General features: G+C 72.5%; 17 protein-coding genes. 6 read left to right on the top strand and 11 right to left on the bottom strand.

Translation table 11 applies throughout. From position 1 onward, the window contains the following. Nucleotides 1-21 precede the first annotated feature (21 nt). Nucleotides 22-915, top strand: coding sequence for a sulfite exporter TauE/SafE family protein (locus WME83_RS12065; protein WP_437319424.1), 894 nt, complete (start codon nucleotides 22-24; stop codon nucleotides 913-915). Here WME83_RS12065 and aqpZ read toward each other — a convergent pair. The 3 genes from aqpZ to WME83_RS12050 all read right to left on the bottom strand — a co-directional run bounded on the left by aqpZ (nucleotide 852) and on the right by WME83_RS12050 (nucleotide 4,288). Then, nucleotides 852-1,589 carry an aquaporin Z gene (gene aqpZ / locus WME83_RS12060; RefSeq protein ID WP_437319423.1) on the bottom strand — a complete coding sequence of 246 codons (738 nt, stop codon included), beginning with the start codon at nucleotides 1,587-1,589 and terminating at the stop codon, nucleotides 852-854. The two genes, WME83_RS12065 and aqpZ, sit on opposite strands and share 64 nt — an antisense overlap. Nucleotides 1,590-1,859: 270 nt before the next feature. Beyond that, the gene (locus WME83_RS12055; RefSeq protein WP_437319422.1) at nucleotides 1,860-2,252 is read right to left on the bottom strand and encodes a DUF4156 domain-containing protein; all 393 of its coding nucleotides are present in this window, start codon (nucleotides 2,250-2,252) and stop codon (nucleotides 1,860-1,862) included. 122 nt (nucleotides 2,253-2,374) lie between these two features. After that, nucleotides 2,375-4,288 carry a GNAT family N-acetyltransferase gene (locus tag WME83_RS12050; RefSeq protein ID WP_437319421.1) on the bottom strand — a complete coding sequence of 638 codons (1,914 nt, stop codon included), beginning with the start codon at nucleotides 4,286-4,288 and terminating at the stop codon, nucleotides 2,375-2,377. Nucleotides 4,289-5,193: 905 nt separating this feature from the next. Here WME83_RS12050 and WME83_RS12045 point away from each other — a divergent pair. Continuing rightward, on the top strand, nucleotides 5,194-6,075 hold the full coding sequence (locus WME83_RS12045) for a PAS domain-containing protein (protein WP_437319420.1): 882 nt from the start codon (nucleotides 5,194-5,196) through the stop codon (nucleotides 6,073-6,075). 72 nt (nucleotides 6,076-6,147) lie between these two features. Here WME83_RS12045 and WME83_RS12040 read toward each other — a convergent pair whose 3' ends face one another. From WME83_RS12040 to WME83_RS12030, 3 genes are all read right to left on the bottom strand, one after another. After that, the gene (locus WME83_RS12040) at nucleotides 6,148-7,707 is read right to left on the bottom strand and encodes a DUF6798 domain-containing protein (protein ID WP_437319419.1); all 1,560 of its coding nucleotides are present in this window, start codon (nucleotides 7,705-7,707) and stop codon (nucleotides 6,148-6,150) included. Between the two features lie 30 nt (nucleotides 7,708-7,737). Then, complete coding sequence (locus WME83_RS12035) at nucleotides 7,738-8,721, bottom strand: aldo/keto reductase (RefSeq protein WP_437319418.1); 984 nt, start codon at nucleotides 8,719-8,721, stop codon at nucleotides 7,738-7,740. Nucleotides 8,722-9,004: 283 nt separating this feature from the next. Beyond that, nucleotides 9,005-9,805 (bottom strand): methyltransferase domain-containing protein, encoded by an 801-nt coding sequence (locus WME83_RS12030; RefSeq protein WP_437319417.1) that lies wholly within the window; start codon nucleotides 9,803-9,805, stop codon nucleotides 9,005-9,007. Between the two features lie 295 nt (nucleotides 9,806-10,100). Here WME83_RS12030 and WME83_RS12025 point away from each other — a divergent pair, with 295 nt between their 5' ends. Beyond that, the gene (locus WME83_RS12025; protein WP_437319416.1) at nucleotides 10,101-10,643 is read left to right on the top strand and encodes a DinB family protein; all 543 of its coding nucleotides are present in this window, start codon (nucleotides 10,101-10,103) and stop codon (nucleotides 10,641-10,643) included. A gap of 116 nt (nucleotides 10,644-10,759) precedes the next feature. On the opposite strand, the gene WME83_RS12020 is transcribed toward WME83_RS12025, so the two are convergent. Together WME83_RS12020 and WME83_RS12015 are read right to left on the bottom strand one after the other, a co-directional pair. Further along, a complete protein-coding gene (locus WME83_RS12020; protein ID WP_437319415.1) occupies nucleotides 10,760-12,292 on the bottom strand; it encodes a hypothetical protein in 1,533 nt (510 codons plus the stop codon). A 130-nt stretch (nucleotides 12,293-12,422) separates the two neighbouring features. Then, nucleotides 12,423-13,586 (bottom strand): hypothetical protein, encoded by a 1,164-nt coding sequence (locus WME83_RS12015; protein ID WP_437319414.1) that lies wholly within the window; start codon nucleotides 13,584-13,586, stop codon nucleotides 12,423-12,425. Nucleotides 13,587-14,105: 519 nt separating this feature from the next. Here WME83_RS12015 and WME83_RS12010 point away from each other — a divergent pair. Further along, nucleotides 14,106-15,050, top strand: a complete 945-nt coding sequence (locus WME83_RS12010) for a lipocalin/fatty-acid binding family protein (RefSeq protein ID WP_437319413.1) — start codon at nucleotides 14,106-14,108, stop codon at nucleotides 15,048-15,050. A 23-nt stretch (nucleotides 15,051-15,073) separates the two neighbouring features. Here WME83_RS12010 and WME83_RS12005 read toward each other — a convergent pair whose 3' ends face one another. After that, nucleotides 15,074-16,012, bottom strand: a complete 939-nt coding sequence (locus WME83_RS12005) for a LysR family transcriptional regulator (RefSeq protein ID WP_437319412.1) — start codon at nucleotides 16,010-16,012, stop codon at nucleotides 15,074-15,076. Between the two features lie 111 nt (nucleotides 16,013-16,123). Here WME83_RS12005 and WME83_RS12000 point away from each other — a divergent pair, with 111 nt between their 5' ends. After that, nucleotides 16,124-16,729 (top strand): RNA 2'-phosphotransferase, encoded by a 606-nt coding sequence (locus WME83_RS12000; protein ID WP_437321986.1) that lies wholly within the window; start codon nucleotides 16,124-16,126, stop codon nucleotides 16,727-16,729. A 141-nt stretch (nucleotides 16,730-16,870) separates the two neighbouring features. Next, nucleotides 16,871-17,578: a DUF4405 domain-containing protein gene (locus tag WME83_RS11995; RefSeq protein WP_437319411.1), complete on the top strand. Its 708-nt coding sequence runs from the start codon at nucleotides 16,871-16,873 to the stop codon at nucleotides 17,576-17,578. Between the two features lie 113 nt (nucleotides 17,579-17,691). Here WME83_RS11995 and WME83_RS11990 read toward each other — a convergent pair whose 3' ends face one another. Beyond that, nucleotides 17,692-18,138 carry a hypothetical protein gene (locus WME83_RS11990; protein ID WP_437319410.1) on the bottom strand — a complete coding sequence of 149 codons (447 nt, stop codon included), beginning with the start codon at nucleotides 18,136-18,138 and terminating at the stop codon, nucleotides 17,692-17,694. A gap of 11 nt (nucleotides 18,139-18,149) precedes the next feature. Further along, nucleotides 18,150-22,385 (bottom strand): PAAR-like domain-containing protein, encoded by a 4,236-nt coding sequence (locus WME83_RS11985; protein WP_437319409.1) that lies wholly within the window; start codon nucleotides 22,383-22,385, stop codon nucleotides 18,150-18,152. Nucleotides 22,386-22,444 lie beyond the last annotated feature (59 nt).

The following is a 22,444-nucleotide window of genomic DNA, read 5'->3' as shown; positions in this document are numbered from 1 at the left end:
GGGCTCGGGCCATGTCGCGGCGTGGATCTGACGCGAGCCGCACTCCTCGCCGGCGGCGCCGCCGTCGCCGGCGTCATCAACGCGGTGGCCGGGGGCGGCACGCTCGTGTCGTTCCCCGCGGCGATCGCGGCGGGGCTCGCGCCGCTACCCGCGAACGCGACGAACGCCGTCGCGCTCACGCCCGCGTCGCTCGCGTCGGCGTGGGCGTACCGCCGCGAGCTCGCCCGGGACTACCGGGTCCTCGGCGTCCTCTTCCTGCCGTCGCTGCTCGGCGGCGTCGTGGGCTCGGCGCTGCTGCTCGTGACGCCGCAGCGCGTGTTCGACGCCGCGGTGCCCGGGCTCGTGCTCGTCGCGACGCTGCTCCTGCTCTGGCAGAACCTGCGCCCGGCGAAGCCCTCGGCGCCGGCGAAGCCCTCGGAGAAGGGCGGCGCGGCGGAGGAGTTCGCCCTGCCCTCGCGGCCGTGGCTCGTGTTCCTGCTCCAGTTCCTCGTGAGCGTCTACGGCGGCTACTTCGGCGCGGGCATCGGCATCATGATGCTGGCGCTGCTCTCGTCGTTCGGCGGCAACGTGGACATCCACCGGCTGAACGCGATCAAGACCGTGCTCGCGAGCCTGATCAACGGCGTGGCCGCGCTCGCGTTCCTGTTCGCGGGCGCGGTCGACCCGGTCGCCACGCCGATCATGATGGCGGCGGCGGTGGTCGGCTCGCTCGCCGGCGCCGTGGTGGCCCGGCGCATCGCGCCGAGCAAGGTGCGGTGGTTCGTGGTCGCGCTCGGGCTCGTGCTCACGGCCAAGCTCGGGTGGGACCGGTTCGGCCCGCCGGCCCGGCTCTCCCGCCCGGAGCCCCCTGCTCAGACCGTCGAGCGCGGCGTGACGGCGGCGCGGGCCGGCCTCGCGCCGACGAGCACCGGATAGAGCGCCCCCGCGAGCGCGCCGCCGGCCAGCGGGGCGAGCCAGAAGAGCCAGAGCTGCGACAGCGCCCACCCGCCGACGAACAGGGCAGGACCGGTCGAGCGCGCCGGGTTCACCGAGACGTTCGTGACCGGGATGCCGATCAGGTGAACCAGCGTGAGCGCGAAGCCGATGGCGAGGGGCGCGAACCCGATCGGGGCGCGGAGATCGGTGGCGCCGAGGACCACCACCACGAAGCCGAAGGTGAGGACGATCTCGGCCACGAGGCTCGCGACGAGCGAGAAGCCGCCGGGCGAGTGCGCGCCGTAGCCGTTCGAGGCGAAGCCGTCGCTCACGGCGAACCCGGCGGAGCCGCTGGCGATGACGTAGATGATCCCGGCGGCGACGATGGCGCCGGCGACCTGGGCGAGGATGTACGGCAGGAGGTCTCGCGCCGGGAAGCGCCCGCCGACCATCAACCCGAGCGTGACGGCGGGGTTGAAGTGAGCGCCCGAGATGTGGCCGACCGCGTACGCCATCGTCAGCATGGCGAGCCCGAACGCGAGCGCGACGCCCGCGAAGCCGATCCCGAGCCCGGGATACGCGGCCGACAGCACGGCGCTCCCGCAGCCGCCGAGCACGAGCCAGAACGTCCCGAGAAATTCCGCGGCCGTACGCTTGGACAACGACAGTTCCATTTCCCCCTCTCCTGTGGCCGGCTTTCCTCCGTGCGGCGCGAAGCGCGGCGGCGGCCGCGCCCGGCGGCCGAGCCGCCTCGGCGTCGGGGCAGGCCGCGCGCTCGCCCGGCGCTGCCGCCGAGGCGATGCTCCACCCGCGCTTCGTCGACGTTGGATGAGCCCAGGCGCGCCGCGTTGCTGCCGGACGGCGCGAGGCCCCCGCCGGCGCTTCCGGCGGGGGCCTCGCGCCGCGGGCCATCGCCGCGGCCGGCTCGCTGGCTCGGGCGGGGGCTACAGGCCGACGAGCTGGGGCGGGCAGCTGTACGCGTTGCCCATGTGGGTGACGTCGGTCTGCTCGCCGGAGATGCTGTCCCGGTCGCCGGAGATGGTGGTGCCGGCGTTCGTGTTCTCGAGGACCACGTAGTTGCCGCCGAGGTCGTGGGCCTGGTTCTTCATGTCGTTCACCGCCCCCTTCTGCAGGTTGGCGTTGCTGGTGAACTTCCCGGAGATCGAGCCGCCCTGCTCTCCGACGAGCGTGCCGAGGAACCTGCACCCTTCCGGGGCCGGCTGCTTGGTGACGATGACCTTCTCCGCGCCCGGGTTGAGCTCCACGGCGGCGCAGGCAGGCAGGGTCAGGGAGGAGAGGACGATGAGGGCGAACGCGCGGTAGGTCGTGGTCTTCATGTCAAGTACCTTCTGCCGATGCATACGGCGCGCGGCGGGGCTTCTTCCTCGCGGCGCCGCCGGTCGGGCAGGGTTCCGACGCCGGCTCGCGGGCGGCGGGCTGCCTCTCGGAAGGCGGTGCCTCACCAGTGCTCGATCCTCCGCAGCCGGTACGCCCGCCCGTCCCACAGGGAGAACGGCCGCTCGCCGCTCACCAGGACGTCGAACCCGTGGCGGGCCGCGAGCCGCGCGACGTCGGCCGCGTCGCGCGCGAGGTCGCCCCGGTACGAGTAGCTCAGGATCGCGAGCTCCCCGCCCGGCCGCAGCACCCGGCGCGCCTCCGCGACGTGCCGATCCACGACCGCCTCGCCCGCCGCCACGAGGTACGGGAACGAGTCGACCGCGTACACGAGATCGAAGCGGGACGACGGCGCGTCGCCGAGATCGACGCCCGACGAGACCGCGAGCACCACGTTCGGCAGCCCCGCGCAGCGGCGGCGCGCGGCCTCGATCATCCGCGGCGCGACGTCGAGCCCCCACGCCTCGCGCACCCGCGGCGCGAGCGCCGCCTCGAAGCGGCCGATCCCGCAGCCGATCTGCAGGATCGCGCGGTCCTCCCCGACCGCGCCCCACCGCTCGAGGAGCTCGACCACCTCCCCCGTCGCCCGCTCGAGGAGCGCCGGATCGCCGAGCGAGTACGCCGCGACGCTCGCCTCCTCCGAGCGCGCGCAGAGCTCGTCGAACAGCCGCGCGGCGCGCGCCGGCGCGTCGGGCCCGGCGACGCCCGCGTCGCGGTGCGCGCCCAGCATCTCCGCCACGGTGCCGCACGCGGCGCGCCGCTCGTCCAGGCAGCGGCGCAGCGCCTCGAGCCGCGCGGCCGCCTCCCCCTCCCCCGCCGCGGGCCGCGCGGCCTCGATCGCGCGCGCCGCGTCTGCGAGGTCCCCGGCCGCGCCGAGCAGCCGCACCAGGCCGACCTCCGGCGACGCCTCGCCGGCCATCACGGCCGCCACCGCGCCCTCGAGCGCGCCCTGCCCGGCCTCCCGCCCGGCCTCGCGCGCGCGCCGGTGCCGCAGCCGCCGGCGGTACGTCCAGCCGTCGACCGCGCCCCACTCGTACTTGTACGGCTCGCGGCCGCGGAGGAAGTCCACGGTCCGCGCGCCCTCGGCCGCCGCGTGCTCGATCGCGCTGGCGAGCATCACGAGCCCAGGGCTGTACCACGCGAACTCCGGATCGAAGCCGGTGATGTACGACGCCATGCCGCCCCGCTCGGCCAGCCCGTAGAGCGACGCGATCACCCGCCCGTCGAGCCGCAGGCCGAACAGCCGCAGCGCGCCCCGCGCGCACAGCCCCCGCGCGACCGCGCGGTGGAACGGCCGGAGCGCCTCGTCCAGCACCCCGCCCTCCCCGCGCGAGACCCACCGCGCCCGGTGGTTCGCGAACAGCGCGTCGAGCAGCTCGTCCACGCTCGACGCGTCGGCCACGTCGACGCGCAGCGCACCGGCCTTCGCGAGCCGCTTCCGCGCGCGGCTGACGCGCGCGCGCATCCCCGGCGAGAACAGCTCGTCCGGCCCGGCGCCCTCCGGGATCGTCACCCTCGGACACGCCTCGTGCTTCTCGATCTCGTCCGACCAGCCAGCGGGCGCCTGGGCGGCGAGCAGGGGCGACGACCCGCGCAGGTCGTGGAGATCCGCGACGTCCCAGGCGTCCGCGCGCTCGTCGAGGTACGCGAGCACCGCGTCCGCGACCGCGCGCTCGTACCCGGGCGCGGCCAGCACGTCGTTGTAGTCGGTGATCCCGGCGCCGAGCAGCGCGACGAGGCGCTCGCCGCGGTAGTCGTGGATCGCGAGGGGCGCGAGGCCCACCAGCCCCTGCTCGGACCGGAACGCCAGGGCCAGCACCTCCTCGGGCCCGAGCTCGCGGCACCACGGGAGCAGCCACTCCGGCCGCTGGAACACCGTCGCCGCCGGGCATCGCTCCCACAGCGCGCTCCACGGCTCCCGCAGCGCCTCGAGCTCCTCGCGGCGGTGCAGCACCTCAACGTCGAGTCGTTCGCTCACCTGGCCTCCTGGGGCGGGCGCTCCGCGGAGAGCGCCGTCCGGAGGCGCTCCGCCGGGCTCACGGCCCCTCTCGGCGCCGTATCCTCGCAGAGGCGAGCGGCCGCGCAACCTCCGCAGGGTCGTGCCGCCCGCCAGAACTCCGGCCACGGATGGCCGGACCTCTGCGCCGCCTCGCGGCGGCTTCGCGCGGGCGGCCCCAGCCATGTTTCCTCGGAGCGCTGCCCCGCTCCGCACCCCGGCTCCGCGGACGCGAGGTGAACGCGGCCACGCGCGCAGCGGCGTTCTGCAGCAGGTTCATGAACAAGAGCTGGTACTCCATCGAGTGATGGTTCCCAGATCACGGCCGATTTCAGGGAGGCGTGACGACGAGCTGTTCGCGTGCATCGAAATGGAGAGCGAAGAGCTTGGCCGCCGAAATGACACGACGTGACCGCTCAGCGATGCTTGGTCCTTCAACCCATAGAATTGGATAAATCGGTCCGACTCCGCCTCATCGTCACAACGATCCTGGCGGAACCGTCCCGCGGCGCCGGACCGTCGCGCTCCGTCGGACCCTCTGGGTTGTGGGAGAGCGCTCAAGCCCTTGACCTCAGGGCTGCCTCATCGTCGGGAGCCATGGCCCCAACCCGGGCCCAACTGTCAAGCCCCGGCCTGGGGAGCTCGCGGTGACCGAGCCGTCGCCTCGGCGGCCGTGGTCGCCTCGCTCGCCAGCTCCCTGAGTCGCGCCGTCGCCCTCGGGGGCGAGGTGTCGGCCCGGGTCGTTCGCCAAGCGCTCGGTCGGCTGCTCAGGCAGCCGGCGGCACCGGAGGCCCTCCCCTCTCCAAGGCTCGCAGGGCCGTGCTTGTAGAGCGAGGCACACCCATGTTACGCCTCGATCCGTTGCGGACCGTGCATGACGGACAGGCATGAGGAGGGGCGCTCCGATGACGAAAGGCCAGGATGACCGAGAAGAGCTGCACATTCTGCGCCAACGCGTCGCTGAGCTGGAGCTCGCGGAGAGAGCTTGGCGCGAGCGTGAGCTGTCTTATCTGTCGCTCCTCGACCTGATCCCTCAAAGCATCTTCCGGAGCGACTTGGACGGGCGGTGTGTGTTCGCGAACAGCGCGCTCCTCGCGTCGGTGGGGATGTCCCTGGAGCAGCTCCTCGGAAAGACGCCGTTCGACCTCTACCCGCGCGAGCTGGCCGAGAAGTACCGGCAGGACGACGCTCATGTACTGAAGACCGGCGAGACCTTTGAGACCATCGAGGAGCACAGGGTGCCCACGACCGGAGAGACGATCTACGTCAAGGTGGTCAAGGCGCCGGTGCGCGACCTGCGCGGCGAGATCGTGGGGATCCAGGGTATCTTCTGGGACGTGACGTCCGAGAACATGGCACGGCGGCTCTCGGAGGAGAGAAAAGCGCACGAGGAGGCGGTGCGAGAGCTCAGCACCCCGCTGATCCCGATCGCCGACAAGGTGGTCGTCATGCCGCTCATCGGCACCATCGACAGCAACCGCGCGAGCCAGGTGCTCGAGACGCTCCTCGACGGTGTCGTCGCGAGGCAGGCGTCCGTCGCGATCCTGGACATCACCGGCGTCCGCGACGTCGACTCGGGCGTGGCAGACTCCCTCGTCCGCGCCGCTCGGGCGGTCGGGCTCATCGGCGCGCAGGTCGTGCTGACGGGGATCAAGCCGTCGGTGGCGCAGACCCTCGTGGATCTCGGCGTCGACCTGGGATCGATCGTGACGTCTGGCACGCTCCAGAGCGGCATCCGCTACGCATTGCAGCGGATGCGCCCCGCGTAGGCCCGCCGAGGCCAACGTCGGCAAGGGCGCGCTCCTACGGCTCTCGGAGAGCGCTTCTTCGCGTGTGGGACACTAGCCCGGAGGCGGCGCGGCGAGCACGCGATAGAGGCTGCCGTCCGCGGCCTCGACGGCGAGCTCGACGCCCGGGCACGAGAGCGAGGCGCCCCTCGGCACGATCACCCAGCGCGGCGCCGGCGCGCTCGCGAGGATCGGCGCGAGCGCGCCGCACGAGAGGGGCCCCGCCCCCGCGTAGAGCCCGGAGAGGAGCTTGATGCGGCGGTCCCACTCGAGCACCTCCCGGTCCGCGTACGGGTGCGACTTCCAGTCCGCGAAGAGCGCCGCGGGCGCGTTGAGGCGCAGGTGCTCCCAGGCCGGGGGGCTGACGATCACGTCCGTCGCCGCCCCCCGGCGCTGCGCTTCGCGGGCGAGCGCGACGCCCGGCTCCTCGCGCGGGCGCATGCGGTGCAGCCCCTGGCGCACGGCGACGGCCGTCGCGATCACCCACGCGCCCGCGGCGATGCCCGGCAGGACGCGCCGCGCTGGGCGGCGCATCAGGCGGCCGAGGAGCGCCGTGAACAGCACGGCGGTGGAGAGCGGCACGAGCCAGGTGGAGATCCGCCACGGGAAGGCGAGCCGCAGCGTGTACAGCTGCGGAAACGCGGCGGCCGCGAGCGTGCCGAGCACGCAGACGCCGGCGTACGCGCCGAGCAGCGCCTTGCCGGACCGCCGCGCGATCAGGAGGGCCGCCGCGACGATCAGCGCGCACAGGGCGGCCCCGAGATCGAACCAGAGCTGCGGGCTCGTGTGGTGCGGGATGCGCTCGTCGGCGAGGATCCGCTGCGCGGCGCGGAACGTCGCGGGGTCGGAGGGGGCGAACCGCGTCGCCGTCCAGAGGAGCGGGGGCGCGAGCACGGCCCCGGCGAGCGCGGCCGCGACCGCCTTGCGCCGCCACGGGGCGCCGCGGTCGAGCGCGAGCGCCGCGCCGACGAGGAGCAGCACGGAAGGGATGTACGTCGGGTGCATGACCGCCGCCAGCGCGGCGATCGCCGCGCCGGCGCGCGGGCGCCCGCGGAGCAGCAGGGCGAGGCCGACGAGGAGGAGCACGCCGAAATTCGCCGGCTGGAGGAAGTTGCGGAGCACCTGCTGGTCGGCGACCCCCGCGAAGCCGTATTGAGCGCGAGGGCTGGCGAGCCACGCGACCGCGAGCGCGCAGGCGACGACCCACCGCGGGGCGCGCGGTGCGCCGGCCGGCACGAGCGCCTCGGCCGCGAGGACGATCGCGGCGAGGCACGCGGCGGTGAGGATCGCGTTCAGCGGCGGCAGGACGCCGGGACCGGCGAGCGCGAGCAGCGGGGCCACGAGCCCCGTGAAGAACGGCGTGGGATCCGCCGTGTGCGCGAACCAGTCGGCCGCGAGCTCCGGGTAGGCGCCGGAGCTCCGCGCCGCGTGCACGAGGTACGTGTTCTGGTTGGACACGAACGAGCGCGACATCGACGCGACCGCCCCGAAGACGGCGCACGGCGCGAGCCACGACCACGCGCGCCCCGCGGCGTCGTGGTCCGCGCGGGGCGCGTCCTCCGGATCGCGCGCTGGTTCGGCCGCGGGTCGCGTTGCGTTGGTGGCCGGCTGCACGGCGGCCGCGAACCTACCACGGCCGCGCGCTCAGGTGTGCCCGAGCACCGGGTGTGGCCGGTACGGCTCGGCGAGCGCGCGCAGCTCCTCGGCGTCGAGCTTGAGCTCCACGGCCTTGGCCGCGTCGTTGAGGTGCGACAGCTTCGTCGCCCCGACGATCGGCGCGGTGACGCCGGGCTGCTGGAGCAGCCACGCGAGCGCCACCTGCGCGTTGGGGACGCCGCGCTTCGCGGCGATCTCGGTCACCTTCTCGACGACGGCGAAGTCCGAGTCCTGGAAATAGAGCCGCTGCGCGAACTCGTCCGACTTGGCGCGGGCGGTCTCCCCCTTGCCGTCCTTGCTCCGGTTGCCCACGAGGAACCCGCGCGCGAGGGGGCTCCACGGGATGACCCCGATCCCCTCGGACCTGCAGAGCGGGATCACCTCGCGCTCCTCCTCTCGGTAAACGAGGTTGTAGTGGTTCTGCATCGCCACGAACCGGTGGAGGCCCAGCCTGTCCGACGTGTGGAGCAGCTTCGCGAACTGCCACGCGTACATGGACGAGGCGCCGAGGTAGAGCGCCTTGCCCGCCTTGACGACGTCGCTCAGGGCGTCGAGCGTCTCCTCGACGGGGGTGTGCGGGTCGAAGCGGTGAATCTGGTAGAGATCGACGTAATCGGTGCCGAGCCGGCGCAGGCTGTCGTCGATGGAGTGCTTGATGTGCTTGCGCGAGAGGCCGCGCTGGTTCGGGTCGTCGCCCATGGCGCCGTGGACCTTGGTGGCGATCACCAGCCGATCGCGGGAGGGGCCGAGATCCTTGAGCGCGCGGCCGAGCACCGACTCGCTCTCGCCGAGCGAGTAGACGTCGGCCGTGTCGAAGAAGTTGACGCCGAGATCCAGGGCTCGCTTGATGATCGGGCGGCTCGCCGCCTCGTCGAGCACCCAGTCCCGCCACTTCGGCGAGCCGAAGGTCATGGCGCCGAGACAGATCCGCGAGACCTTGAGGCCGGTTGAACCGAGATTCGTGTACTCCATGGACGAGCTCCTTGCGCTGCGTGCGGCCTGCGCTGGATGGGGATGGATGTCCGGCACGCGAGGCGATGGTGGCCGGTCGTTTGCAAAAAAGGAGAAAGCTCGCAGGAAAGCAGGGGCCGTGCCGGCGTCGCGTCCAGCGGCCGGCGGACCGGCGCGGCGCGAGGCGGGATCGGTTGCTGCCGCGAGAGCAGCGCCTGCTGCTGCGGTGCTGCTGGGGGAGCACCGCGGCCGGCGCTCGTCGACGCGGCCGAGGCGCAGGCCCGCTCCCGCTCCTCGGCGCCGCTCAGGCGCCCGCGCGCGCGACGGCGAAGATCAGGTGACGTCGCAGCCGGATCCCCTCCGGCGCGCGGCGTCGCTCGAGCTCGGCCTCGAGCGCCGCCTTGACCCGCGCGGCGTCCGCCGGAGCGAGGCTGGACAGGAGATTGCCGAACGAGCTGGCCAGGTAGAACTCGATCACATCGTCCGTGGCCGCGAAGTGATCCGTGAAGGTGCGGATCTGGAGCTTCGGATCCTCGAAGCCGGCGCGCAGGAGGGTGCCCCTCAGGTCGTCGGAGGTCACCTTGTAGGTGGTGTTGCCGAGCGTCTCCGCGGTGCCGGTCAGGCCGAGCGACGACAGCGCGCTATCGAGCGCATCTTCGACCTCGTGCGGGCGCTCCTTGGCGGCCGAGGTGATGCCGATGCGCCCTCCCTGCTTGAGCACGCGGCGCGCCTCCCGCAGCGGGCCGAGCTTCTCGGGCAGCCAGTGGAGCACGCTGTTCAGGAACACGACATCGAAGCTCGCGGCGGCGAACTGCGAGAGATCCTCGGCCTGGCCGACGCTGGCGCGGAAGTTCGGCCGGCGCTTCTGGTTCGCCAGCTCGACGCGCAGCGGCAGCGGATCGACGCCGGCCACCTCGCCGGAGGGGCCGACCAGCTCGGCGACATGAGCCCCGAGCCGACCGGTCCCGCACCCGACGTCGAGGACGCGCTCGCCCGGGGAAATCTGGAGATCTTCGATGAGCAGCTTTCCGTGGTTGAACTGCCGATCGCTGACGCGATCGTACGTCTCGGCCAGGACAGCTGAATCGAGCGCAAGGCTGACCATCGTGGCTCCTTGGGAGAGGAGGTAGAAAGGGGCGAAAGGCGGCTCCGAACCGGGAGTTCTCGCCGATCACCGCGTGTCTGCTATCGAGGACAATAGTCCGCCATAGCGGACCGAGCAAGCGCGATTTCGGTCGCTGCGCGCGACGGCGGCGATGCGTCCGAGGCGCGCCGTCCGCGAGGGTGACGCGGGCCCGTCGAAGCCGCACGCGCGTCCGCGGCGGCGCGGGCCGGGGGTTCGCGGTCGCGGGCGAGCGTGATAGGGTGCGTGCCTGCACCTGGACGGACGAGGTTGACTCATGAGCTGGGTAGATCAATATCGCGCATTGGCTCGCTACAACCTGTGGATGAACGACAAGCTCTATGCGCTGGTCGGCAAGCTCGACGACGCGGAGCGCAAGCGCGATCGCGGGGCCTTCTTCAGGTCGATCCACGGCACGTTGAACCACCTCCTGCTCGCCGATCGCAGGTGGATGGGGCGCTTCACCGGCGACGAGGAGCGGTTCGCGGTGCGCGACGCGAGCGGCAGGGCCATCGAGATCACCTCGCTGTCGCAGGAGCTCTACGCAGACTTCGACGATCTCTCCCGCGAGCGCGCCAGGACCGACGCGGACATCCTCGCCTGGGTGCACCAGATCGATGAGCAGGCGCTCTCGGGCGACCTGACCTTCACGCGGGGCGGCACGGTGTTGACCCAGCCGCTCTGGTGGACGGTGGGCCATTTCTTCAACCATCAGACCCATCACCGCGGCCAGGTGACCACCCTGCTCACGCAGATGGGAATCGACCCCGGCGTGACGGATCTGTTCGCGATGCAGGTGGAGGAGAAGCCCGCGCCGTGAGGCGTGCGGCGCCCCGCGCCGAGCGCCGTGGCGGAGCCCCTGGGTAGGCCGGCGAGGCCGCCGCTGGTTCCGTGCGTCAGCCATCCCTGGCGGGATCTCTGACGCACGGAGCTACGTCACCGGGCGGCGCGCCGCCTCGTGTCCTGCCGCGCCTGGCTCGCGGCCTTGGCCTCGGCGAGCGGGTTGCGCGCCTCGGCGGCGCGCAGCCGCTCGAAGCGCTCGACCAGGGCGCGATCGCCGCTCTGCCGCAGCGCCCTCGCCAGCACCACGCTCTTGGCGAGCCGGATGAACCGCAGCCGGTGCGCCGACGTCACGTCCTCCACGTCCTTCCTGCCCACGCCTGGCCCGAACTCGCGGTCGTACGCCGCCCGCAGCCGGTGCTCGCCGCGGAGGCCGAGCGCGTCCGAGAGGCCCTCGAGGGCGGCCCGCTCGGCCGGGCTCGACCACGAGAGGACCCTGGAATAGGGCGTCGCCATGGTCTCGTGATCGGGCTTGTTCACGAAGCGACGGAGGAACACATCGGACGTCGCGACCGGCACGTCGCCGGTCGCCTGGTGGAGGAGGGCGTACGCGAACGCCTCGTTCATCCCCACGAACCGGTTCTGGTCGAAATCGGCGCCGCCGACGCGGTTGCCGAGGCGATCGACGCCCGAGAGGGCGGCGAAGAAATAGCTGCTGAAGTCGGTGTAATCCGCCTCGTTGATCTCGGGCGTGCAGCCCGACGCGGGGCGGTCCCGGGTCGCCGCGAAGAACCCCACGACGTCGCGCTCGACGAGCTCGCCGTCGGGCCGGCCGCCCTCGAAGAGGAGGTTCGCGAAGGCGCCGGAGAAGCACTGGGCCATGACGAGGACGACGGGCGTGTCGTCGGGCAGCTGCTCCATGCGGGCGGCGAGGTCGCGCACGGACAGCCCCCCGCCGCCCCAGAGGTCGAACACGTTGTTGTCGAGATCGCGCCGCGGATCCGGGCTCCCGTGGCCGGCGAAGTACAGGAGCAGCGGGTCGGCCGGGCGCGCGCGGACGAACTTGCGCCAGATCGCGTCGAACCCGCGGCGGGTCGTCGCGCCGTCGATGCGCGGCAGCCTGGGCGCGCGGTAGCGCATGCGGAGGCCGTCGAGGAACTGCACGCTCCGCGTGCCCCGGCTCCCGTCGGCGAAGAGGACGCGGCGCTCCACCGTGGCCGGGAGCAGCGACTGGAAGTACCGGACGTGGCCTTCGATGGCCACCTGGTTCATGGGCGGCCGCGGGCCGCCGCCGACCACGAGGGCGCGCCAGGCCGCGGGCTCGGGCTCGGGCGCGACCGGCGGCGCCGAGGGCGGCTCCGGCGCGGCCGGCGGGGCGGGCGCGGGATGCGGGGCGCGCGCGGCAGGCAGGGCCGGCGCGGGCTGCGGGGCGCGCGCCGACGGCGGGGCGGGCGCGGGATGCGGGGCGCGCGCCGACGGCGCGGGCGCGGGCTGCGGGGCGCGCGCGGCAGGGAGGGCCGGCGCAGGCCGACGCGAGCGCGCGGACGGCAGGGCGGGCGCGGCCCGCGGCGCGCCCGTGGCGGGAGCAGCCGCAGGAGGTCGAGGCTCGCGCGCGGCCGCCGCCGTCGCGGTCGCCGTGGTCACGGCGAGCACAGCAGCCCGGAGGAGCAGATGGTACGCGGCGGTCACGTGCTCGGCCTCGGCAGCGCGGCTCGCGCCGCTCGATGCTAGGTAGCACCCGCCCGGCGCTCGCGCAGCGGGTCGACGCGCTGGCGCGCTGCGGCGTGGGCCTCCCTCGTCCATTCGGCGCGCCGGGCGCCTACTTGGCCAGCTTCATCACGAAGCCGCTCTCATCGGTCCAGTAGATGCTGGTGCCGTCGACCGCCAGGTCGTTCGGCGATACGCCCGAGATCACCACGACCGCCTCGCCGCCGTCGACAGGCACCCTCTTGATCTCGCCGTCGGCCACGTTGACCCAGTACACGTGGGCCCCGTCCACCGCGATGAAGAACGGGGACGCCTGGCCCGCGGCGAGCGCCACCGGCGTGCCACCCGCCTTGGGCACCTTGTTCACCGAGCCCACGCTCGGCCCCTCGCCCGGGGTCGTCCAGTACACGGTGGTCGCGTCGAGCGCGACCTCGTGCGACTCGAAGTATCCGGTCGCGAGGATCACGTCCTCGCCCCCTCCGATCGGCACCTTCCGGATGGTGCTCGCGTCCGCGTTGGTCCAGTAGACGTGGGTGTCGTCGATCTCGAGGCGGCGGGAGCCGCTGCCCACGGCGAGCTCCACCGCCTCCCCTCCCCCGATCGGGACCCGCATCACCGCGCTGTCGTCGCCCACATAGATGCTCGTCGCGTCCAGCGCGAGGCCCATCGGGAGGTTCAGCCCGGTCGCGAGCGGCACGGGCTCGCCGCCTTCGAGCGGCGCCCTGTAGAGGGTGCCGAGCTCGGCGCAGGTCCAGGTTGCGTCCGTCGCGCTCACCTCGATCCCGAACGACGGGCAGCTCTCGGCGATCGTGACCGCCTCGCCGCCGTCGATGGGCGCACTCATGATCTCGTCCGTATCCCGGTGCGTCCAGTAGACGTGGGTCGCGTCCACCGCGATGGCGAGGGGCGTGCCGGCCGCCGTCGCGAGCACGACGGGCTGACACGCGGCGTCGCTGCACAGCCCACCCTGACAGCCATGGCCGCAGGCGCCGCAGTGCAGCCCATCGCTGCTCAGGTCGGCGCACGTTCCGTCGCAGCACGACTCCCCTGCTGCGCAGGCGTCGCCGCACGCGCCGCAATTCGCCGGATCGGAGCCCGTGTCGACGCACACGCCGGAGCAGTCGGTCTCTCCCGGGCAGCTGCCGCCGGACGCCGAGGTGCTCTCCGCGCCGCCCTCGCCGCCGGCCCCGCCGCTCGCCGTTGCGCTGCCGCCGGCCCCACCGCTGCCCGTCGCGCCGGGGGCGTCGATCTCCAGCACGCACCCGAGCGCGAGCACCGCCGCGCTCGACGCGAGCGCGGCGCGCGCGGCCCCCGCAGCCCATCCGCGGTGCCCGCGGCGCAGCGGGCGCGCAAACCTCGATGACGGCGTCTCTTGTGGTTCGTGTGAGTGCGTTTTCATAGAACTCCGCGCATCGCGCAGCCTCCCACCGAGCAGCTAAAACGTTGCCGGCGAGCTGGTCAAGCGCCGTCCCCCCGTACACTCCACACCTGCGCCCGACACTACAGCATTTCGCCGCAGGCGAGGCAGATTGCCTCGTCGCGCCTGCGCCCGGCCACGGCAGAGCTCCCTTCCTTTTCGGCTCGGTCTCGTCACGATAACGCCGGGCTCGCACGCGCGACACGGGCGACGGCAGCGCCCGACGGCGGGACGTGCTCGTACCGCGCCGCGCGTACGCGCCGCTCCAGGCCGCCTACGGATGAGCCCGTCCATCACCCGCGCGGATCTTCTCATGGCCCTCTGGCACGCAGGTTGCCGTCCTCGATCCAATCGACGTACGAGCACAGGAGAGAGACCATGTCGGCCAATTCATCGCAGATGACCATCGATCACGACGAGATCCGCCAGTGGGCCGAATCGCGCGGAGGCCGCCCGGCGACGGTGAAGAGCACCGAGAAGAACGGTGAGCCCGGCATCCTCCGCATCGATTTCCCCGGCTACAGCGGGGAGGGCTCGCTCGAGGAGATCTCGTGGGACGACTTCTTCGCCAAGTTCGAGGAGTCGAACCTCGCCTTCGTGTACCAGGAGAAGACGGCGGACGGGCAGACGAGCAACTTCTCCAAGCTGGTGAGCCGTCCGGAGGACATGGTCCAGAAAGGCAAGTCCACGTCCGGCGCCGCGAAGGGCGGCAGCAAGGCGAAGGCGGGCGGCGCGAAGGGCGGGAGCGGCGGCGGCGAGCTGGACGTCGAGATCGAGGTCCAGATGGATCTCGACAAGGAGCCCGGCGGCGCCGAGCAGCGGCCGCACGCCAAGCAGGCGCGCGGAAAGGGCGGCGGGCAGGCGGGCGAGGGCGCGCAGGAGATCGAGGTGGAGGCCCAGATCGACCTCGACGACGACGAGGAGGAGCGCGGCGGCGCCGAGCAGCGGCCTCGCGGAAAGCAGGCCCGCGGCAAGGGCGCCGAGGACGACCACGCGTCCCACATGACGGTCGATCACGACGAGATCCGCGCCTGGGTCGAGGCGCGCGGCGGCCGCCCGGCGACGGTCACGCGGACCGAGAAGAACGGGGAGCCCGGCGTCCTCCGGATCGACTTCCCGGGGTTCAGCGGGGAGGACACGCTCGAGGAGATCTCGTGGGACGACTTCTTCGCCAAGTTCGAGGAGTCGAACCTCGCCTTCGTGTACCAGGAGGCCAAGGCGAACGGCGAGCCGAGCTACTTCTCGAAGCTGGTGAGCCGCCCGGACGACGTGGGCGGCAAGCAGGCGAAGCAGGGCAAGTCGAGGTCCAAGAAGGCGGCCTGAGCCCGGAGATCGGGTGAGGGAGCTCAGCGCCGGCGCGCCGGCGCGCTCGGCGTGACGTCGGGCGCGATCGGCGCGCCGCGCGCGTTTTTGCGCTGCCACGCGGCGCCGTGCGCGAGCAGCGCGTCCCGGAGCGCCGCGGGCCCGCCCTGGAGGGCGACGCCGCGCCGGTGGACGACGTAGAAGACCTTGCGCGGCAGCTCGGGCAGCGGGCGCGCGACGAGGCCGCGCGGGAGGCGGCAGCAGGCGTTGACCACGGCGATGCCGACGCCGAGCCGGACGAAGTGGAGCATCAGCTCCCAGCCGTTCGCCTCGACCGCCGGCTCCCAGCGGACGCCGGCCGAGAGCAGCGCCTGCGCCAGCGCGGCCCGGTGAGGCCGCCCGGGGCCGGGCACCACGAGCCGCGCCCCCTCGAGATCGCGCAGGTGGGCGCGGCGCTTCCGGGCGAGCGGGTGCGCCTCGGGGACGACCAGGACCTGCTCGACCTCGGTGAGGCGGTCGGCGGCGAGCCCGTCCGGCGCGCCCTCGAGCGGCGCGACGCCGAGGTGCGCCTCGCCCGCCACGACGGCGTCGAGCGTGGCCTCGCGGTCGCGCGTGAGCAGGCGGAGCGGGGCGACGGCGCGCGCGGTGAAGGCGCGGATCCCCTCGCCGAGCAGGTACAGGTACGAGCCCTCACCGGCGCAGAGCACGACCGGCTCCCGGCTCTCTCCGTGGCGAAGGACGTCGAGGAACGAGCGCGTCCGCTCGCCCACCTCGCGCCCGAAGGCGGCGACGCGCTTGCCGTCCGCCGTGAGCTCCAGCCGCTGCCCGCGCCGCTGGTAGAGCGTGACGCCGAGCGCGTCGCCGAGCTTGCCGATCTGGGCGTGGAGCGCCGGCTGCGAGACGTGCAGCGCCCGCGCCGCGCGGGTGAAGTTGAGGTGCTCGGAGAAGACCACGAAGGCGCCGAGCCAGTCGAGGTTGAGCATGCCGGGACGCTATCGCGAAACGCGATAGCGTATCCAGAAATACTTCTTCCGCGCGATAGCGGGGTGTCTATGCTTCTCCTCGTCCGACGTTCGAAAGGATGGAGCTTGACGATGGGCCGCGATCGCTTGACCGACATGAGCAAGAAGCTCTCCTGGCTGCTCCGCCACGGGGCGCCCTCGATGGGCGTCGCCATGGACGAGGCGGGCTGGGTGGCCGTGGACGACGTGCTGCGGGCGCTCGGGATGCCGCGCTCGCTGCTCGACGCGGTGGTGGAGAACAACACGAAGAACCGCCTCGAGATCCGGGGCGACCGGGTGCGCGCCTCGCAGGGGCACTCGCGCGAGGGGATGCCGGTGACGCTCGCCGGCCTGGAGGCGTCCTGGGAGGAGGTGCACGGCGACGCGTCGATCTGGCACGGCACCAGCGTGGACGCGGTCCGGAGCATCGCCCGCGAGGGGATCCGGCCGGCGGCGCGCACGCACGTGCACTGCACCGACGCGCCGGGGAGCGCGGTGGGCAAGCGCTCGAACGTCGACGTGATGCTCGAGATCAGCCCCGCGCGGCTCCGGGCGCGCGGCGTCCGCGTGTTCCGGAGCCAGAACGGCGTGATCCTCGCGCGGGAGGTGCCGGCGTCGTGCCTCGTGGGGCTCTTGCCGATCGCGGCGCGGGCGAAGCGGGAAGCGGACGCGCTTCGGGCGCTGATCGGCGGGGGGTGAGGGCCGCGCTGGCGGGAGAGAGCGGAGGCGGGGCCGCCTGGGCTGGTGGGCGGTCACCCAGCAGAAGCGTGCATCACGCACATTTTTTCTTGACGCGTGACCCCTTCGGAATTATGTGTATATAGCACTCAATAACCGTGTGTGCGCGAGCGGCGTTCAGCAGCCGCACGCCATCTGCGGCGGATCTCCGTAAATGGCACGGCTGGTACCGAGCCGGCCGCGATGATCGCGGCCGCCCCCTCGGGTCGTGCGTTCGCCGGCTGCGATGACGCGGACATGGGGCCGCCGCCCACCTCGCCCAGCGCCCTCGAGGGAGCTCCGGCGATCGCCAGCGCGTCCGAGGACCTCAAGACAGGATTGAGCATGAAGCTGAACAGGATTTTTGTAACCCCTTTCCTTGCGTTCATCTTTGTCTCTGTCGGATTTTCCGGCGTGTTGATGTTCTTCCACTTAGCTGACGGCTTCACAGAGGTGCTGCACGAAGTGATGGGGTTGACTTTCGTGCTCTTTGCTTTTCTCCATGTGACCATCAACTGGAAAAGCATGAAGAGCCACTTCGGAAAGACGAACTTCTTCATTGCAGCTGCCGCCGTGGCCGTGTTGTCCGTCGGGCTCATCATCCTTGAACGAGCTCAGGTTCCGGCAGATTTGATCATCATGGAGAAAGTGGCGAGAGCCCCGATCTCCGACTCATTCAGGGTCCTTGAAATCGATCACATCAAAGCGGCCACGGTGTTGAACAAAAAGGGGATCGGGCTCGAGGGCGCCGACACGATCGAAGACATCTGGTTGAACAACGGCTCTTCTCCCGAAGAAGTCGTAGAGACACTTCTTTACGAAGCCAGGTGAAGAGGTGGACCAGAGATCGACGCTTGCAAATACGGAGGACGAGGAGCCGCTCAGCAGGGCGGCCCGCCAGCTGGGCTCGGGAGGCGTTCAGCCTTACCCCGTCACCCCGAGCGCTAGCGCGCCCCCTGCTGGAGCGCTTCCGCGAGAGGAGGCCCGCCCTTTTCCGCGAGCCACGCGAAGACCGCCGCCGGCTCGCGCAGCGTGACGTCCGAGCCCCAGCCGATCACGCGGAGCGCCCCTTCCACGTCGAGCCCGAGCAGACCGACGCGGAACAGGCGGCCCCGGAGCTCGAGCGCGCACTGCCCAAGGCTCGGCACCCGGAAGCGCTCCGGCGGCGGCTCGAACGCGAGGAGACGCGCGAGCTCGGCGACGTCGGGCCCGCGGAGCTCCACGACGGGCGCTCGGGCGAGCGGCCCGTGCTCACCGAGCTCGCCCGGGTAAACGCGCACCGCGCGCGTCTTCGACCACAGCGCGTCGAGCGCCGCCTGGGAAGGGTCCGGCCCGGTCGTGTCGGGCCAGGGGAGACGCGCGGGGACGTGAGGCAAACGGGGCGCCGGCATGGCTCAACTCCTCACCGGGTCTCGACGTACGCGCCCTTCCGCACGTACACATCTCGCCTCGGGTTCATCGCCCCGTTCACCGGGCTCTGTCCAACCGGCGCCATCATCCCAGGCCCCCAGTTGTTCGGCTTCTTCCAGAACTGATACCATTTCTTGCCCGAGATATCCTCGACGTCGCCGCGGTACGTGGCGGCGGGGTCGTTCGACTTGGCGCCCCAGACGCTCGATTTCGTGACGTTTGCGACGCCCTGCGCCGTGCTGTCGTTGCCGATGCCCCACTTCGGATCCGGCGGCGTCGCGCCGTTGCACGTCGACAGATCGACGCGCGAGCCCGGCCCCCCCTTGAAGCCCGCGCCCTTCAGCACGTCGCCGAGCTGCTGCCCGTTGACCGTGGGCCGGTTGCCGTAAGGGATGAGCCCCAGGAACTTCTTCTTCTCTCCCCACTCGACCCCGCCCGGGTACCCGTGCGTCGACACGATCACGTGGTTCTCGTTCGCCAGCGGGGCGTTCTTCAGCTCGTCGTGGTAAAGCACCGTGGCCCCCGGATACATCTTCTGCAGATTGGCCTTGTGGCTCTCGATCGCCTTGTCGCCGCGCTGGCCGACGAGGATCGTCGTGAGCCCCGAAGGGTCGATGTACAGCGTGACGTTCGGAACGAACGCGAGCTCGTGGAACGCCCCGGCGAGCCCCGCGGGATCGGGCGTGATGTACAGGCCGAGCGCTGGGTCGTAGTAGCGGTGGCGGTTGTAGAAGAGGCCTGTCGGGGCGTCCCAGCGCTGCCCGGCGAAGCGCAGCGTCCCTGGATCGCCCGAGCGGCGGGTCACGTCGCCCAGCGCGCCGAAGTCCACCTCGTCGAAGGCGCCGGCCGCGGACAGGAAGAGCCACGGCGTGCCGGCGGCGTCGGTCACGACCGCGCGGAAGTCGGCCCCTTGCCGCGCCTCGAGGAGCGGCGTGCAGCCGTCGTCGGCGAAGACGCGCCGCACGCGCCCTCCCCCGCTCGCCACCTCCTCGACCGCGGAGTCGCCGTCCCAGCCGAACCAGACGCTCTCGCCGCCCATCGTCATCGCGACGCGGCGGCCGAGCGCGTCGTAGAGGAACTGGATCACGAGGCCGTCGTCGCGCACCGCGGCCGCGAGGCGGTTCAGCGCGTCGTAGCGGTACTCGAAGCTCTTTCCGCGCTCCGCCGAGGCGCGCCGCGCCAGGCGGCCGAGGGCGTCCCAGGTGAGGTGCTCGTCGGCCGTGCGCACGGGGCGCCCCCCGGGGCCGAGCGCCCACGCCTCGCCCCGGGGCATCGGGGTGCCCTGCGGCGAATACGAGAGCTGCTCGTTCGCGCCGAGCCCCTGCACCGATAGCGGGCGGCCCACCTCGTCGAGCACGTAGCGCCGCTGCCCCGCGCGGCTGTCGTCCACCGCCTCGATCGGCCCCGCCTTGGACCATGCGTACGAGCGCGCCGCGATCTCGCCGCCGGTCGACGACACCACGGCCCGATGGACGGGCAGGCCGTACAGGTCGCTCCGCGTGATCACGCGCGGCCCGTCCTCTCCGAACGCGCGCTCCGACTCGACGCCGCGCTCGTCGTAGGCGAGCGTCAGCCGGGCGGCGCGCGCCTCCTCCACGGCGACCTCCCAGGCCGTGGGGGCGCCGTCGCCCGGGCGGCGCTCGGTGGTCACGCGCCAGCCCGAGGAGTAGCTCCGCTCCACGACGCGGCCGGCGTCGTCGTAGCGGTACGACACCGCGAACTGGAAGCCGCCGAGGCGCTGCTCCTCGCGCAGGACCCGGCCCGCGGCGTCGCGCACGAAGACGACCTCCGACGCGGCGCTCCTCGCGTAGAGCAGCCCGCCGCGCTCGTCGTAGCCGTACTCCTCGCGCTCGCCCGTCGAGTGCTCGCGCACGCGCAGCCGGCCCATCGCGTCGCTCGAGAGCCGCACCCAGGAGCCGTCCGCCTTCGTCACCGAGACGATCTCGGCGACCCCGCTGTGCTCGTACTCCGTGCGGACGCCCGAGAACGACGTCTCCGCCCGGATGTTGCCGGACGGGTCGTACTCGAAGACGTGCCGCTCGCCCGCCGGGTTCTCGATCCAGGAGAGGCGCAGCAGCGCGTCGTAGCCGGCGCGGTAGCGGCGCCCGTCGCTGTGCACCGACTCCACCGTGACGTCGCCGACCATCCGGTACCGGATCTCATGCCCGTTCGGCGCCCGCTCGGCGACGAGGTGCCCTGTGGGGCCGTAATCGAAATAGGTGACCTTGCCCCCGGGCTCCCGGATGGCGATCACGTAATCGCGAGAGTCGTAATCGAGCTCGAGCGCGACGCCCTTCGGGGTCTCCGCGCGGACGGGCCGGCCGAGGAGGTCGAACTCGTACCGGAAGCGCGCCACCCCGCCGCCGGCGCTCACCTCGCGGACGTTGCCGTGCGCGTCGTACGCGTAAGCGTCCTCGGTGCCGTCGGCGTGGATCACCTGCGCGAGCAGGCCCCGCGGGTCGTAGCCGTAGACGGTGGAGCGGCCGAGCTCGTCGACCTCCTCGGTCACCCTCGAGCCCTGGTAGCGCACCTGCCGCGTCGCGCCTCCGGGCTCGGTCATGGTCACCGCCCCCGCGTCGTCGTCGAAGCGCACGGCGCGCAGGAGATCGCCGCCCACCGAGACCTCGGTGTGCCTGCCCGACATGTCGACGCGCCGGCGCGCGACGCGCCCCTCGGCGTCGCGGATCGCGAGGAGCCGGCCGGCGCCGTCGTAGCTGTAGTGGGTGATGTACCCCCGCGGATCCTGGTAGGCCGTGACGAGCCCGAAGGCGTTGCCCACGTACAGGTGCCGCTGCCCCAGGCCGTCGATCACGTGCGTCTGAAGCGGCTCGGGGCCCCACGACAGGCGCGTATGGAAGATGCCTTTGGGCCTGGGCGCTCCGGCGGGCGGCGCGTACCCGATCTCGCGCAGCACGTCGCCGCCGCGGAGCTCGCCCCAGCTCTCGACACAGCGGCGCTCGCCGGAGACGTCCGCGTAGATGAAGTGGTAATCGATGCCGTCCGGCGAGGACTCCCGGACGAGGTAGTGATCCTCGTCGTACGCGAAGAGCGTCTCGACGCCGCCTGCGTCGACGGCGCGGACGAGATCGCCGCGGGCGTCGATCTCGAGGACCACGAGCGTCCTCTGGTGGACCTTTCCCTCGTCGTCCGTCACCGAGAGCCGATGCACGACGAGGTTCCCGTCCCGCTCGACCGTGAGGACGCGGCCGGCGCAGTCGACGAGGCGCACGAGCATGCCCTCGCGCCACTCGAGCTCGACCACGTTGCCCGCGTCGTCGCGCAGCTCCGCGAGGCAATAGCGCAGCTCCGCCGGATCGTAGCGGAGCACGCGCACGGCGCCGTCGTCGAGGTCCACCACGAGGTCGCTGCCGAAGCGGCCCACCTTGACGCCGTAAGGCAGCACCAGCACCTGATCGCTCTCGGGCTCGGGGAGGTGCACCTCGCGGAAATCGGGGTCCACGAGCACGAGCCCGTCGCCGTGCCTGCGCGCGTACCAGTGCAGGTTGTGCGACCAGCCCCAGCCCATCCCGCAGCGGGAGCGCACCGCCGAGGTCGCGTACCGGCGTACGAGGCCGACCGAGAACGGCCCCGGGAGCAGGACATCGAGCTTGGGGTTCGTGTACATGGTGCCGGTGACCACGTCGATCGGGTGCGCCGCGGCGGCCTGCCCCTCGGCCTGAGGCGGCGCCGGCGGCTTCGGCGGCGAGGCGCCGCTGCTCGAGCCGCCGCCGCCCCCGCCGCCGTTGCTCCCGCCCTGCGGGCCGCCGCCGCCCGGACCGCCGGCGCCGCCGCCGCCGCCCCCGCCGCCGCCCCCGCCCCCGCCCGCGCCGCTCGCGCTGGCGCCCGCGCCGACGGTGATGCTCTTGTTCATCTGCCCCATGCTGCCGGTGATGCCGGCCATGCCGAGCTCGATGAAGACGTTGGGCGCCCCGAGCCAGGGGAAGCACGGCCCGGCCGTGTTGAGGCTGACGACCTCTTTCAGCGTGCCCGGCTCGTTGCCGTGACAGGCCTTCATGCAGCCGCCCACCGTGAGGATCTTGGCCCCCTCGATCTTGGTGCGCATGCAGGGATCGATGATCCCCTCGGCGACCGTGCCCATCGTGGGATAGGGGATCGGCAAGGGGCTCGGCGCCGCCGGCGTCAGGCACACGCTGACGGCCATGCCGGTCATCTGGTGGCCGGATTTCTCGGTGATCGTGTCCATGCCCAGCGCGGTCACCTTGGCCATGAGCGAACCTCCCACCGCAGGCTACAGCGCTGCTCCGGGGGCGCCAACCCGGAACGCGC

This window comes from Sorangium sp. So ce385, assembly GCF_051474135.1.
In the GTDB taxonomy this organism is placed as follows: Bacteria; Myxococcota_A; Polyangia; order Polyangiales; family Polyangiaceae; genus Sorangium; species Sorangium cellulosum_D.
The sequence above is the reverse complement of the archived record's forward strand: the minus strand, read 5'-3'. Positions and strand labels throughout refer to the sequence as shown.